Origin of the sequence: Shewanella surugensis, assembly GCF_023284005.1 — a bacterium.
Lineage (GTDB): Bacteria > Pseudomonadota > Gammaproteobacteria > Enterobacterales > Shewanellaceae > Shewanella > Shewanella surugensis.
Genome location: NZ_JAKIKS010000031.1, coordinates 1 through 16,091 on the forward strand (window position 1 = coordinate 1; position 16,091 = coordinate 16,091).

Annotated in this window: 9 protein-coding genes; all 9 read right to left on the bottom strand. The window is 39.8% G+C overall.

The features are described 5' to 3' along the window. A partial coding sequence (locus L2764_RS09870) for a hypothetical protein (RefSeq protein ID WP_248940049.1) occupies positions 1-1,275 on the bottom strand: 1,275 nt, incomplete at its 3' end. 732 nt (positions 1,276-2,007) lie between these two features. After that, positions 2,008-4,689 (bottom strand): S8 family serine peptidase, encoded by a 2,682-nt coding sequence (locus L2764_RS27740; protein ID WP_283106977.1) that lies wholly within the window; start codon positions 4,687-4,689, stop codon positions 2,008-2,010. Between the two features lie 330 nt (positions 4,690-5,019). Then, positions 5,020-6,498, bottom strand: a complete 1,479-nt coding sequence (locus L2764_RS09890; protein ID WP_248940050.1) for a hypothetical protein — start codon at positions 6,496-6,498, stop codon at positions 5,020-5,022. A gap of 472 nt (positions 6,499-6,970) precedes the next feature. Further along, the gene (locus L2764_RS09895; RefSeq protein ID WP_248940051.1) at positions 6,971-7,795 is read right to left on the bottom strand and encodes a flagellin N-terminal helical domain-containing protein; all 825 of its coding nucleotides are present in this window, start codon (positions 7,793-7,795) and stop codon (positions 6,971-6,973) included. Between the two features lie 942 nt (positions 7,796-8,737). Continuing rightward, the gene (locus tag L2764_RS09900) at positions 8,738-9,547 is read right to left on the bottom strand and encodes a flagellin N-terminal helical domain-containing protein (RefSeq protein WP_248940052.1); all 810 of its coding nucleotides are present in this window, start codon (positions 9,545-9,547) and stop codon (positions 8,738-8,740) included. 648 nt (positions 9,548-10,195) lie between these two features. Continuing rightward, a complete protein-coding gene (locus L2764_RS09905; protein ID WP_248940053.1) occupies positions 10,196-11,173 on the bottom strand; it encodes a transposase in 978 nt (325 codons plus the stop codon). A 244-nt stretch (positions 11,174-11,417) separates the two neighbouring features. Further along, a complete protein-coding gene (locus L2764_RS09910; protein WP_248940054.1) occupies positions 11,418-13,562 on the bottom strand; it encodes a hypothetical protein in 2,145 nt (714 codons plus the stop codon). Between the two features lie 550 nt (positions 13,563-14,112). Next, on the bottom strand, positions 14,113-15,156 hold the full coding sequence (locus L2764_RS09915; protein WP_248940055.1) for a hypothetical protein: 1,044 nt from the start codon (positions 15,154-15,156) through the stop codon (positions 14,113-14,115). A gap of 12 nt (positions 15,157-15,168) precedes the next feature. After that, positions 15,169-16,086: a flagellar hook-associated protein FlgL gene (gene flgL / locus L2764_RS09920; RefSeq protein ID WP_248940056.1), complete on the bottom strand. Its 918-nt coding sequence runs from the start codon at positions 16,084-16,086 to the stop codon at positions 15,169-15,171. Positions 16,087-16,091: the final 5 nt, after the last annotated feature.

Sequence of the window (16,091 nt, forward strand, 5' to 3'; positions counted from 1 at the left end):
ATCGGGTGCATCTTGTGATGAACCGAAATAAACGAGGTTGTCTTCAGCCCCTTCTGCGTGAAGAGTGCCATAGATATCCAATTGTACATCAGCGGCAGCCAGGACTTGCGATCCAGCGCCGAGTTGCCAAGTACCACCTGCGTTTACAGTGACATTAGCACTGTCTTCCAGCTTGACTTTAGCGCCTTCTTCAATAATGAGCTGCGCACCCGAGGCGGCAGTCAGCTTGACGCCCGCTTTAATAGTTAGAGTATGACCCGCTTTTAGCCTTAATACTTGCCCAGAGCTGAGATTAAGGTTGGCTACGACAGAATAGTCATTAAACAGGCTGTATTCGCCATCAATGAGTAGCTCATCCGGCAGCGTCACGGCTAAGCTACGCTCGTCTGTGCTTTCCATGCTGGCAGAAAAATAATGGTTACTGTAATCGACATTTAAGCCAACAGGGCTCTGACTATTATCAAAGATTTTTGAGGCTATGGTAGCCGCTAAGGCTGAATCCCACCAGTTAAAGCGCGCATCAATCGTGGTCGCCATAAAAGGTATACCACCTTGAGCAAACAGGTGATGGTTTTGCGTGCCAATAAACTGGTTGTCATGCAAGGTAGCATTTAAGCTGATCTGGCTATTTTGTTGGTAAAAAAACGCGCCATAACTGTTGTCGATAAAGCGGCTATGATCAACATTAATTTGAGTGTCAGTATCGCTAGCTTGCGTTAAATTAGCATAAACACCAATGACGGCGTGGCTAATTTGGCTGTAACTGAGGTTAACGCTCGCGCCACTATTGGTATAAATACCTTGCCAGCTAGAATGGGTGGGGTTGGCTAATGAAGAGGTAAAGCGAATTTCATTGCCCTCAACCCCTCCACCCTGCAGGCTACCATAGACTTCAATTTTAGCATTGCTGTCAATGTTAAAGTTAACCCCATCACTGACAATCAGCTCTGCGCCAGCATCGATAGCAAAGGTAATGCCAGCACCTAAGGTGACAGTGGCATCGCGATTAACGAACATGCGATTGCCGGCACTAATATGGGTATCTTCATTAATCACCCAGTTATCGGGGGCATATAAATCAGCCGCCTGAGCCTGTCCTGCTAATACTCCTGTTAGTGTGATAGTGGAGCTTAGTGTAATGATAGTCGCAAATGAACTGCGATAAAATGGCGTCATCCAGCGACTGCTTTGGCTCTTTGTGCGATCTGCATCTGTGATGCCTTGATCCTTTGATTGAGCTAAATCAGCTCGATGATCTCGATTGATTTTTTGCAAGATAATATCCTTTTAAATGTTCTTGGTAGCATTGTCGCGATCCTGCGATGTCACTTGACCTAGACTCTTTTAAAAGTCGGCGCTTCTAAAAGGCGCAAACAATTGAAGCGAGCCTAAACAAAGTGGCGTAAAAGCGTCATACATGCCCAAGAATCTTGTTCTTTTTTATTAATGTTGAGTGTCAAATGTGTTGCATGTGCATGTGCATGTGCATGTATTTATTATGAAATAATGTTTTTTAATAAATAAAAAGTAGAAAAGTGGCACAGTACTCCTTTGGCCAGTTGGATCCCATTTGCTTTCGCTGTGTCTATTGCTTTATGATAGTAACAGTGCCTTTTAAAATACACGGTTACACCTAATGTCTAATTGTAATTTCATGCAGGCGACTAGCTATATCGACCCCTTTTTGCGTAACTGAAATGAAAATGCAACTTAATTGATACTTTTGTGCTGATTTTGTTTTTCTTTCGTTAATATTGCCAAGAAGCCAAGAAGCCAAGAAGCCAAGAAGCCAAGAAGCCAAGAAGCCAAGAAGCCAAGAAGCCAAGAAGCCAAGAAGCCAAGAAGCTTGATAGTCGAAAATTGAGCAAGAAGTAACGGGGTAAGTGGGCAAGGGAAGAGGGGTCTCTTATTGCGGTGTTTGAGCAAATAAAGGCGCTTAAAATAAGCGCCTTTATTGGGTGAAGTGATTTATATTAGCTTATGAGGTTAGTCATTTTAATCTATTGATTAAAGGAAGGTTATACTCCAATGTTCAATTGTGCCTATATCATTTTTGACTGTGTCTATCACGTTCAGGATCCAATCACCTTGAGCTTCAATACCGGTCATATCAATTGAGTAAACTTTAGCTATGTCGTCAGTACCACCGCCTGATTTCTTTTGTAATATGTGTTTCTCACCTGTAGGGCTATGTAATTCTAAGATCAGATCACCAGTGTAAGTGTGACTGATATTCACTTCAACATTAATATTTCCCGCATCGCCAATATGATTAACCGTGATTGAACTTTGGGCTCCATTATTATCTTTATCAGGAATAGGGTGGTTGGTATCGTTTTCATAAAAGTTGCTTGCGAGTGAGTAATCAGCAATTAATTCAACATCACTAAAAGCACTATAACCTGTTAGCATGACGAAATAGATGCCAGCTTCTGCATTAATAATGTCACATTGCTCATTACTATTCGATCTGGTTGATCTACATATATTGACGCTTTTACTGGGTTTTTCTGATAGTCCAATAAACATTTCTACATCACCAGTATTTCCATATGTATTAAAATCTAACAGGGCTGCTTTAGCTGGTACCTCTATTGAAAAATAAAGCACATCGGATTTTTCACCGCTGAGTCCTGTTGCTGCAATACCTTTAGTTAATTGGGTGACTACAGGTTCAGTCGGTTCTGGTTCAGTCGGTTCTGGTTCAGTCGGTTCTGGTTCAGTCGGTTCTGGTTCAGTCGGTTCTGGTTCAGTCGGTTCTGGTTCAGTTGGTTCTGGTTCAGTTGGTTCTGGTTCAGTCGGTTCTGGTTCAGTCGGCTCTGGCTCAGTCGGCTCTGGCTCAGTCGGTTCTGGTTCAGTCGGCTCTGGTTCAGTCGGTTCGGGAATCGTTCCTTCACAAGTATTATCGGTTAGATAGGCGTTCGCTGCACTGGCATTAACTAAGCCGTAGCCCGTTCGAACATCACGCCCGGCAACATCAATATCATCTGCTGTGGCGGTTAAAGCTTGACGTACTTCTGCGGCAGTACATTCAGGGTGGTGGCTCCACACTAAGGTCGCAACGCCTGCGACATGCGGTGAGGCCATTGAGGTGCCGTCATAAAAGGCATAGTTGCCATCATCAAATGTGCTGAGTGCGGTGGTAGAGCCAACTTTGTCTTTTAATAATAACCCTGTTGCTCTATTAACGCTGGCGGCAATAATACTATTAAACATATTAGTGCGATCGCCGTAGGTATTATTTTTGAGTCCAGGATTACCTTCTGAACTAAAAGCAATTGCCCCTATAGCACCTGCTTCTTGGCAATAGTAAAAACGACTAGGGATATTACTACCACTACCCTCATCGACTAAACATATTTTATTATTGACATCACCACTACAACCAAATTGGCTGGAGCAATCTAAATAGGCTAATTTACCAGTAACAGTCCCTAAAATATTTGCAGCTATCGTTTCTTCTTCACCGTTAATTATGCGGCCAGTATAAGTGCGTCGATGAAAAGGGAGTATTTGATGCTCAATATACGATTCCCCATCAATAACAATGTCGGCTAAATGCCCTTCTCCTTGAGTAACCGTTGATAATATGGCGACACCGGGTGCTGATATTTCAATCTGATTGGTGTATTGCGAGAATGAGGCGTGATTGCCGTCATTGTCGACAGCAGCCACAGCCATGACACTGTCATAAGAAGCGGGGTAGCTTAATATATTATTTCCCTTATTCCCCGCTGCCGCGATCAGTAACACACCATTGTCATATTGTGCTTGCAAGGAATCTCTCTCAAGCGAATTACTTCCTTCACTACCTAAACTCATATTGATCACATTAGCATCGTTATCAGCGCAGATCGTAATAGCCTCGGCGACATCAGATGTATAGCCCCAACCATCGCTATTGAACACTTTAACAATGTGAATATTAACATTTTGGTTTGGCATAGCGCCAACAACGCCTTCGCCATTATTAATGGCGGCGATGGTGCCAGCAACATGAGTACCGTGAGCATTATTAGCGCCAGGAATGGACCAATCATCCGTGCCTGTGACATGGGTGCCACTGACATTATTACCATTTAAATCTGGGTGGCTAATATCGTAACCAGAATCAATAATGCAAATCGTGCGGTTACCGGTTTGGCTATCATCTAGCAATGCATTATTGTCAGACAGTAAGCCTATGTGACCAAGTCCCCAAGGGGTGGCTTCATTTGAAGACAAATTACTGCTAAATAAATATCTTGGTAGATCCTCTTCAACATATTCAACATCAGCTCTAAGCTTCAGCGCGTGTGCCTCTTCAGTCGATATGGCACTAGTATAGCTATTACTGCGGCCAATTCTGCGTACATCTGCTCGCTGAGTATCAAAATTAACCGCTTGCTGTAAAATCGCTTCTTGGGTAAACACCTCATGGTTCATGGGCTCATAACTACGTGAGCTTGTGCTTGATGTATGACTTAAGCGATTAGTCGAGCGACTGATATGCGTCGACGGATCTTTAAATTTAACAATATAGCGTTTAGGCAGTGGGCTGTTGTTAGCCTTGTTTGATTGAGTGCCTTGTGCTTGCAGTGGCATCAGGCTGGGTACTTGCTCGATAGTGTTGGCATTGGCTTGATTAGAGACAGCCAATGTCAGCAGTGATAGCTTCAGGGCTAACTGGGGGATTTTTTTGATTATCATAACTATTCCATGTTGTGGGATCTTTGAAGATCGCCTTATTGTTTTTATGAGCTGAGAGAGCAATCTTGATGATCTGTAAGTCATTAATGATTATGTTAATTAAATGTATTGTCTTGGGGAGTGGTCATTGTTTATTTTGAACAATGGGCGCCTCTTTAAAATTGTTAGCAATAGGTAAGGCGTCAGTAACATTTATGTTATTAAGTGTGGAGCGTTATTTTATTTAGTTGCAGGGGATACAGAAAGTGAGTATTAAGCTTATAATGCATATACAAGACAGTTGAAATAAAATCAGGCACAAATAATGGCCTGATTTTTTTATTAGTTAGTTTATAACAGCCGTGAAGAGCAGATGTGAGCTAAGGTTACATAAGGGACTTCATCCCCACCCACTCCTATACCATCGACTCCAGGAACCTCTAAACGCCACATTCCAAAATTATACCTTGCTTCCCACCAAACTTTTTGACTGCCAGCATATGAATAATAAGGGGCAGATTCAAAGTTACCTGTACAACTCCCTAAATCAACAATACCATTAACTTTTCCATCTATATTAGATATAAGCGAATGATTAATATAGTTCAATTCAGTGCTGTCTTCGTTAAAGTTCTTTTCCACTCTCAGTACAATTTCTGCACCTTCAACAGGTGCGCCGGTTGAATCAAGAAGGGAGGCTGACCATGATAATTTTCTAGCCGCTTGCGTAGTCATATAAACAGGAGTTGCAGAATAACTCATACGGGCTATATTTGATTCACCTTCAACGGAATAAGCGCTTAGCTGAGCAACTTTAGATCCCATCATTAATGTGTAATTATGCGAAGTGTCTGCAGTCATAGAGGTGTTTGCTGTTACTCTTATGCGGATAATTTGATTGGCTTGTAGAGTAGAAAGGTTATAACGCAGACCATTAGTCAATGTTTGCCATTCACTACCAGTAAAAATGGCTGCTACCCATTCATTATTTCCATAAGTATCACTAAATCCGAGAGTGACATCTTGTCCTCGAGTAGAGGTGAAGTGATAATAATCAGCATCAGCATTGCTATCCATGTTACCTGAAATAATATTTTGTTTATCAGCTAGTACCGTTGAGGTTGCAATAGTGTCATTAAGCTCATAAGAGTCAAAATTTGTATTGGTGACGGCGGCAAAATTAATATCTGTTCCATCCGTTAAAACAGTGTCCATATACCAGTAATAATGTCCAGCAGTGAGCATACCTAATACAACTTCATTAGTATTGCCAGTATTCGTAGATGTGCCTATAACACTTAAGCTATCATCTTCATTATGCTGATATACCGTGAGGTTGATATCCGTTTCTGCACTTTGTCCACTTACAAAAATTGTTGTTTTTGAACTTTCTGTTATTTCAAAATGATAACAACTTGCTTGGCCAGCAGTTAATCCTCCAAGGGTATACAAATTATCGGTAACTAATGTTGTACACATAGGAGTGATAGTGTTCAAAGGCTCTTCAGGCTGAACCTCTTCTATAGGGTCTTCACCGAGTGCTAGGGTTCGAACTTGTAGCAAGCTATTTTGAGTAGCTTGAGTATTATTTTTAAACTGTTTTATTGCACCAGAAGCCACTTCTATAGGATGTGTTTCTATCGTAAAATAAGTATTTTCACTATAAATATCGAGTTCATCTAATACCCTTTCAGAGATGAACTGTTGCTCAAACGGGGCTGGAGAAGCTTTCAGTTTTCCACCTTCGGGTAGAGTATTCGCGTAAGAAAAACACGAGGAGCTGCAAATTAATGCGATTGCTGTCCGTTTAAAACAAGTGTGGTAGTTCAAATTTAATTTCCTTTTTAAATTAACCCAACAACATGAATCATTTCATTATTGTATGAAACGTATTATATATGTTAATTTTATGTTTTTTAAAGGTTTATTGGTGCTTCTTTTAGGAATGATAATTCTGAAATTAAATTTAAGTTTATAATTGTAATGACTTTTATTGTGGCAGGTTGGATATTTCAAATGGATTAAAATGGTGGCAGTTTAAAGAATATTTCAGTATAGCTTTTAAATGAATGGATTATTGCTGAGATCTAGGTTGTTAATGCGAGATTTATAAAAGGGGAGGCGAGGTCTCATTATCGATTACAGCTATGAGCTATGGAATGAATTTATCTGATAGAACATGAGGTTTTGTAATGAATGCAAAAAACTTTACTTCATTGTTTAACAAAGTAAAGTTTTTTATCTTGGCAAAGTATTAGCCTTTAAGGAACTATAGCTAGAGCCAGTTTATATATAGTCTATATTAGTTTAATAGACCTAAAACCAAACCCGTGTTTTGGTTAGCTGAAGATAGGATGTTAGTCCCGGCTTGAACCAATAGTTGGTTCTTAGTCATGTTTGAAGACTCAACCGCAAAATCAGTATCCATAATACGACCCGCAGCGGCTTTAGTATTTTCAGTCACGTTAGCAAGATTAGACGCTGTGTGAGCTAGACGGTTGATGTTTGCGCCTAAAGTAGAGCGAGACTCACCAACGATATCAACTAAAGTATCAACCATATCCATTGCAGCAGAAGCATCAGTGGCTAAATCTAATGAAGTCACATCTTCACCGCCGCCAGCAAGATCGGCTAAGTTAACTTTAGCCACTTTAACATCAAGAGTTTCAGAGCTTGAAGCGCCGATTTGAAATGTTGTGCCGGTATCTAGAACGTCAAAAAGTTTGTTACCTGCATAAGTAGTTTCACCAATAATACGCGTCATTTCAGCAGTCAATTGTTGAAACTCATCATCGAGTGCTTTTAAATCTTTATCTGAGTTCACGCCGTTAGCCGCTTGTGTCGCTAGCTCTTTTTGACGGTTAGCAATACTGGTTAACTCATCAAGTGCGCCATCAGCAGTTTGTAGCATAGAAGTTGCATCTGAAACATTGCGGCTAGCCGTTTCCATACCTGTTACGTTTGCATTTAAACGGGTAGCAATTTGTAGACCTGCAGCATCGTCAGCTGAACTGTTGATCCGCAGACCAGTCGATAAACGCTCCATAGCGTTAGCTAGCAAGTCATTGCTTTTGTTTACTGAATTTTGTGCGATCAATGAAGCATTGTTAGTTTGAACAGATAACATAGTTCTTCTCCGAAATTGAATATTTGATTGGTGTCAGCAAATTTAAAACGACAGCAGATTTCGGAACTGAAAGGATTTATAAAAAAAGCGAGCTAAGGCATGGTTTATTTTGCATTTTATAATTAAAATCAATTATTATCAAATGGTTAGATTGCGATCCTTCAGTGTTAATACATGTGGTGCTTTGTTTTTTACTTGGCGCCTTGGTTTGTTTTTGGTGGTGACATTTGTTTTGTTTTGTTTTGTAATTGTATTGTTTTTGTGTCGTTATTTGGTTTTTAATGTCGCTGAAAGAGGCTGAGGTAGGGATAAAAGCCTAGAATAAAGGTAAAGAGTAGAGGTAAAGAATAGAGGCAAAGAGCAGAGCTAAAAAATAATGATAATAAAAAGATGACAACAAAAACTAATCAAGATTAAAAAACCACATTGTTCATCCCCGGCAATAGGTAAACTGATATGAGTAATCTCTTACCTCATTCATAACAACAGGGCGTGAACAACATGGGCTGCATATATGCAGGCTATCAATAAGGGAGACGCTAAAGCGTAAATAAAGCTAGGGTTGACTGTCTGTTTAAATCGTTCAAAAGAAAGATGTGAAAGACACTTAAAAATTGCCTAGCAAGTTAATATGTCGTATTAACACTCGATAGCGTATTTAAAAAGAGTAACCTGACACCAATCAAATTATCTATTTCGAAGCCACTATCACAGAGTAAATATCATATTTCATTATCAATAACATTAACTTACTAGGACTTGTAACCTTGCTTATTAAGTGAAGATAAACTCTTTACTCATTAACAAAGCAAAAGCGCTATCTCATCTAGCTATTTCGCTATTTGAGTCAGCGCTCTTGTATTTTTTACTTTAATAAGAATAAGTAAAAAAGGTAATAAACGAAAAGCCTAAGCTTTAATTCTAATACCTCATCGCAAGCGATTAACCTAAAAGACCTAGAACTAAACCAGTGTTTTGGTTAGCTGAAGACAGGATGTTAGTACCCGCTTGAACTAAAAGCTGGTTCTTAGTCATGTTAGCTGACTCAACTGCGAAATCAGTATCCATGATACGACCAGCAGCCGCTTGGGTGTTTTCAGTCACGTTAGCTAAGTTAGAGGCTGTGTGACCTAAACGGTTGATTTTAGCACCTAATTCAGAGCGTGATTCACCAATTAGATTAATTAGTTTGTCGACATTATCGATGGCTAGCGTAGCACCACCAGCAGCGGTTAAATCATCAGCAGCGACACCAGAAGTATCAACGGCTGTTACCGTTACATCAAGAGTTTCAGCTGAAGAAGCTCCAATTTGGAAGGTAACACCGGTAGATAGCGTACCAAATAAATCGTTTCCAGCGTAAGTCGTCTCAGTAAGAATACGCGTCATTTCGTCATTTAGATCTTGAAATTCAGCATCTAAGGCATCTAAGTCAATACCTGAGTTTGTACCATTTGCTGCTTGAAGAGCCAATTCTTTTTGGCGGTCAGCAATAACGGTTAATTCATTCAGCGCGCCATCAGCAGTTTGCAGCATAGACGTCGCATCAGACACGTTACGGCTAGCAGTTTGCATACCAGTCACATTTGAATTTAAACGAGTGGCAATTTGTAGACCCGCGGCATCGTCAGAAGAGCTGTTGATACGTAGACCCGTTGATAAACGCTCCATAGCATTTGAAAGTAGGTCATTGCTTTTATTGACTGAAGTTTGAGCGATTAGTGAAGCATTATTAGTATGAACAGATAACATGATTCAATCCTTAATTAAGTTGATACATCTATTTCGTTTGTCACATTCAATAAAACGACACTGGCGCCACAAACTGAATATCTGTGTAAAAATAAATGATCGATTGTTCGGATTTGTTGCCGGATGATTTCATTACCTGGGTTTTTAGATCTTTAGTTTGTTTTTGATTTTATTGTTAATTCTCACCAAGGTTTACATTAATGACTAAAGATCAATTTTTTGTAAATGCTCACCCCCGAAATATTATAAAGACACCCATAATTCATAATCAATTGGTCTAAGCCCTCCTTTTATCAAGATACTCATCATTGTATTTTCAAAAACTCGACCAAAGTCGATGGTTTTTATCTCTCGATTATCAAAACTATCAAGACACCCATGGTTATTTGATTTATTCGGTCGGAAGACTTTTATCAAGACATCCATGTTAGTTTTTGTATTTGATCATCTATTGTCTGGAGGAGAGGAGGGGCATTTGAATGCTAAATTTGTTTGCTGATTAAAAAGTGGGTTATTCAAAGTGTCTAGGAATATTCTATTTTATGAAAAAATGAAGTAAATCGGCGTCAGACATAATATTCAATAAATTGAAAACACCAATCATGATCATAAGGTGTAGAAAAGTTAAAGTGTGTAATCAGGAGGGGCTTATGGTTCTAGCCATTGATGACAATTGGCCGCACCTTGTCTTCGCTTTTTATCCAAGTGTTCGCAATAGAGATTGAGCTCTTGTAATGTTCCTACTGGGCCTTTGAATAAGCGAGTAAATTCAGAGGTGAGTTTTACCCAATTATCGAGAGGGATGTTCAATTTTTCTAGAATTACTTTTGCTGAGATATCAATGGGATCATACTTTTCATCTTGCATGATATGACCTGTTTCATTGAGTAATTGAAAGTAATCTTGAAAATTAAACCTCAATCCTTTCGGCATATTCTTTCTTTCATTACCAGTAAAAGGTAATAATCGTTGTGGTTTTTTATTATCAAGGGTGTATTTAATTCTACATTTAATACTCGTAAAATTAGAATCTTCTAGCGTTTTAGCTGCTTTTGCTCGAATGGGATTAAGATCAACATAGGCCATGCAGGCTATGACTGCCGCCTCATCAAGTAATGCTTGGGATTTAAACCTGCCTTCCCAGAATCGTCCGCTGCATTTATCTTCTTTATTTGCCATTCGTGCGATAGGCTCATTTAATGCCCGCATAAACCAGCTTATATCGCTTAATCTAGCTCTATATTTTGCTATTGTATGAGCTAATATATTGATTTCATAATTTTCAAGTTTGATCCCTTGAGAAAATTTCTGGGTGATACTTGTTCCTTTGAACAGCTTGTGCCAATGCTCTACTACCTCCCTGTTATTCCAGCTATTCGCTTGATAGATATCTATGCTTAAAACTAGATGTACGTGGTTTGACATGACGGCATAAGCACAAACATCAATAGAGAATATCTCAGCCAGCAACAACAAACGATTTTCAACCCAGTCTCGTCGATGCTCATAGGATTGGCCGGTATAATTGTCTACTCCGCATAAAAATGCTCTGCGAACACAGCGTGAAATACAGTGATAAAAAGAAGTGTCTTCCATACTGACAATGGCTTTTCTTGGTGTTGGCATAAGTAAAACCTTAGCTGTTATCCATCAACTCTCATTAAGCCTAGCTCAAATTGGTTATGTTAGCGCAGAATCATGGGTGTCTAAATTAGCGTCTGAATTTTTAGCGGATAAACTTGATGTCTGAATTAAATCATTTACAGTAAAGGGAGGTTGTTGAATGTAAAAAGCCAGTGATTATTATCACTGGCTTTTTCTTATGTCAATTGAGTTTTAATCAGTCATCTAAAATTTCACTTACAAAAATTTAATGATTTTGATCGATGATCTGTCCTTGGCTTAGTAACTGACTATTGTGACCAAAGGTGATACTGGCACCGGACTCGATAATAAATATAGCGTTAGGTGAAATCGACAAGCTTATATCGTCACTAATGTGTAAATTACTGCCTGTTGTAAGGGTTACAATTTGATAGCGACTAAAGTGTGTGTCTCCAACGATAACAAAATCATCCTCGAGTCGATATTCTGTTTCTAGATTGTAGCCTGGATCTATTTGAAATGGATCTGAGACTTTTAAATATTCAGGTAATTTAACGACTAGTGTATTACGAGCTATATCGTTCAAAGCCATTGATTGACGATACTCACTATAATCAACGTGTAACCCATCGGTATGCCCAACTGCTTGCTGAAAATCAATGATGGTAGCTGCAATATCTGATACCAGATTGCTATCCCACCAGTTGAATTTTGCATTGATCACGATAGGAGAGAATGGTTGTGACTCACTTAAGTTCAGTTCAGCTTCATTCCCATTTCCATTTCCATTTCCATAAGCATGAAAAGGATAGACTTGAGTAAACAGATGAGTGCTATTATCAACAAAATCGTTATATTCAATTTGTGTTTCTAATGCTTGGGTTTCTGGTACGACATCTAGGCGTATGGCCTGATGATTATTAATGAAACGGGTATGAGAGATCTGTAATGATGTTGGCTGATCATCACTGATATCTGGAGATATACTAGCGGTGTTATCCTCTACAGGGTTAACTATTGAGGGGACTAAGTTAGCGTAAACACCTTGCTGCGCATGTTGAATCTGTGCATAGTTTAGATTGATTTCAGCGCCTTGAGATAATTGAATCCCTTGCCAGTTTTGATCAACTAAGTGTGATGCTGCACTGAAGTTGACTCTGTTTGTGGAAGTGCCTTGTGCGTATAGGCTACCACTGATATTAATTTGAGCGCCTTCTTCAGCAATAACTTGTACACCTTCAGTTAATTGCCAATGTCCTTGGACATTAATTTGACTGTTTTTACTTAAATAAATGACCGCGCCGGGCTCTGCAATAAACCTTGCTGTTTTATCTAACGTCAGTGTTGTGTTTTCACTCACGGTTAACATGCTGTTGGTTGTCAGAGTGGCTAGTTGGTAAGGTTTGATCTTTGTGTCACCCGCAATCAGAAAATTACCATCGAGTCGATAATGACTTTCACGATTAAAGCCAGGATCGATTGTAATGGGATCGTCTCGTTTTAATTTTAATGGCAGTTGGAGCAAGAAAGCATTAGTAAGGATGTCATTGTCGTAAATGGATTGTCGATAATGACTATAATCGACTCTTAAAGCATGGGTGTCTTGATTATTTTCTTGGGTGTCTTGGATTTGTTGTTTAAGCCGATTTGTATCGGTTGTTGACCACCAATTAAAGCGGGCATCGACAATTACTGGGCTCATTTGCAAGCCATTATTGTGCGCTTGGCTTGAGGTATAGAGATGGTATTGATTATCGTTAAATTGGTTATATTGTATGACGGATTCTAACTGGCCAAAGGTGTGTTGTTCGCTAATATTGATGGCAGTGTGATTGTTATTGAAGTTACTGTAGCGAATATTGAGTTGGCTGGTGTGATCATTTCTTATTTCAGAATCATGGGTGTCTAATTCGGTTTGCTCATTAGGGAATAAAATGGTCGTGCCGATATGAGCATAAATAGCGTTACTTGCATGACTGATTTGGGTATGGCGTAAATTAACCACAGAGCCATTATAGGTGTCGATCCCTTGCCAATCACTATTTGTTGGGGCCAGTTGCACCGATTGAAAGCGATTCATGTTGTATTCATGACCCAATGAGCTGAGCTCACCGTATACGGCAATGCTTCCTTTTTGGCCAATATCGATATTAACGCCTTCTTCTAAAATCAATACCGCCTCGGGATTAATGGTCAGTTTTGTATCGGCATTTAAATAGATTTGAGTGTTAGCTGCAACGATAACTCTATCACCCGCATCAATGGTAAAGTCTTGCTGGATAAACCATTGCTCTGAGGCGTAATAGTCCATAGCTAAAGCTGAAGGCGTCAGGGCTAGTGATGTTAAGCCAAGTGAGGCCATTGTCATCCAACCTGTAAAGCTTGAAATAGAACCAGTATAAGTACGCACAGTCATTCCTTTTTAGATTCGTTGAGTACCCGATAGCGGTGATTTTTTCTCGCTATCGACCTTGTCTTTCATTGGGCGATACCTTACTCCTAGAGAGAGTGCAAATAAACCCTAAAAAGTCACAATTAAAACATTTTATTAACAATGTGTGATGGAGATCGAATTAATACTTTATTTTTTGTGTTTAACAGGTTTGACCACTGCAAATATGAAGTTTTGTAGATGATTAAATTTCAATCTTATTAAATTGCAGTGGATTGAACTTAATCGATCGTAGAGGAATAAAAAGATTTAAAATATGGAAGAGGCTATAGGCCGTGAAGCGAAAATGACATTAACCTTATAAAAAATAAATTATTACTATGTTATGAACCGATATGGGACGATGCATGTCTATAGGAAAACGTATCTGTCTGTATAAGTTATACCTTCGGCTTACTTATTTCGTGAGCTTGGTATCACCATCAATGAACGTATTAGCCGGCCCCAGAAGCGAAGATAGCTGATTGCGGTTTACATTCGGTTGGGAGTACCTATCAATGAACGAACTTTACCCTAATAATGAAGACACCTGATTTCGGTTTACATTTGCCTGCGCCATCAATGAACGTATATGCGCGGTAAAAGGGCTAGGCTGCATTAGGGTGTTGAGGCGTTGTAATGTGCTCTGTAGGTCAAAATCTTGCTGTTTGCCGTTATTGATTTGTTTAAGCTGTAATCGTACTTTTTGTTGTACTTCACCTAAATCTTTAAGTTGCAGCTCAATTTTACTCAAGGATTTACTGATTTTAGCCATGCTTTGTTTAAGTTCACTTTGGCTAGTAAATTTCCATTCTCTTGGATCTTGCCAATTTAGCTCTTCAATGACCTTAATGAGTCTTGGTTCTCCTGCAGGCAGACGCTGTCCTTGTCCTGTCATGAAAATTCCCTCTTTAATCAATAGCCATTGTTGCTCATGAGTATTGAATAAACTCGGCCCTATTTTTGAAGCCGTTTGTTGAGCAAAGGCTTGCAGCTGGATCCCCAAGGGTTTTAGGCTCGCGGCTAAATGGCTGGATAAGCTGGCTTGAGAAAGATTAGCGGGCAGGGTGATATTAGTGACAGCACCGCCTATTTGTATACTGATCCGCTCGTCTCTGGCTTTAGATTGGGTCAATTCGACGGATTTTAATCTAAATTGACGTGGGCTGGCTGGGTGCGTGGCTGAGATCACATTCAGTTGATGATCTAATAGCGCCTTGCCTTGATATTCAGGCTTAAGTGTCACGAGTCTTTGCTGTAATTTAAGACTGACTTTGTTGGGCTCAGTTTGGATCGAGGGGGTATTTTTTAGCGATAACTGGACTTGTTTTTTAAGCTGCTTTAGCAATTGAACGACTTGTTTTAAACTCTGTTCGGCCACTTGCGCGGCTGAAATTTTATGTTGACCTTGGGTGACTTTAGCCCAGCGTACATAAGATTCCAGCCTGTGGGTTGGAATGGAGGAAACGTTAGCCTGAACACTTGGCAGATATTGAGACCGTTCACTAATAGGTGCACTGACCGTTTGACTGCGTTGTTGAACGTTAAGGCTGTCGGTAACTCCATTAATCATAATGTTTGGTCTCTATATTTGACTAAATAGCGATAGTTTACTGATTTGTACGAAAGTTTGTTGAGTGACCTGTAGCGCGGTCAGCTTCATATTAAACTCAGCGGTGGCTTGAGCATAATCTAAGGTTTCAATCTCTCCGATAAGTGCTTCACTAAAAATGTTCATTTCTTCGTGCGAGGATTGTGTCAGGCTTAAGCTGTTTTGCTTGCCACCTAAGTCAGTGATAGTAGCACTAATACTGTTTAAAGTGTCATCTAACGTATCCTGCATGGCTGTGGATGCATTATCAAAGTTAACATCACCCGGTGATAATGTCGGATCGTTTAATATATCAATATAAGCTTGTGCTTGGTTAAAGATATCATCAGTGCCATTACTAAAAATGAAAGCGTCAGCAGTCACATTGGCTTCCATCCAAGTATTATTAGCCACTTGTACTTCGCGCTGGTTGCTATCACCTTGATAGATATAAACACCATTTGTGTCTTTAAGCAGCGGCTGAGTATCGGTGAGGTTACCTGAAAACAGATAGTTACCACTTTCATCGGTGGCATTAACCAGTGACACCATGCTCTCCATTAACTCTTCCATTTCAGCACCATAGGCGGCTCTGTCTTCTGGAGATAGAGAACCATTATTAGACGCTACAGCAATTTCGCGTAATCGACCTTGAAGATCGATCATGCTAGAAAGGTGGGTTTCAGAGCGATCCAGTCCTGAGCTTAGCGATTTAATATTATCGATATACTGAGTCGTCGCAGCCACATCTCGCTGAGTGCCTATCACTTGGACGGAGCCAATGGGATTGTCTGACGGCTTGAGTAATGATTTGCCTGTCGATTGCATTTCATTAAGGCGAGCAATTTCGATAGTCGCTTTTTGTAAGCTATACAGATTACTGCTGTACATGTTTTGCATACTGACGCGCATGGTTT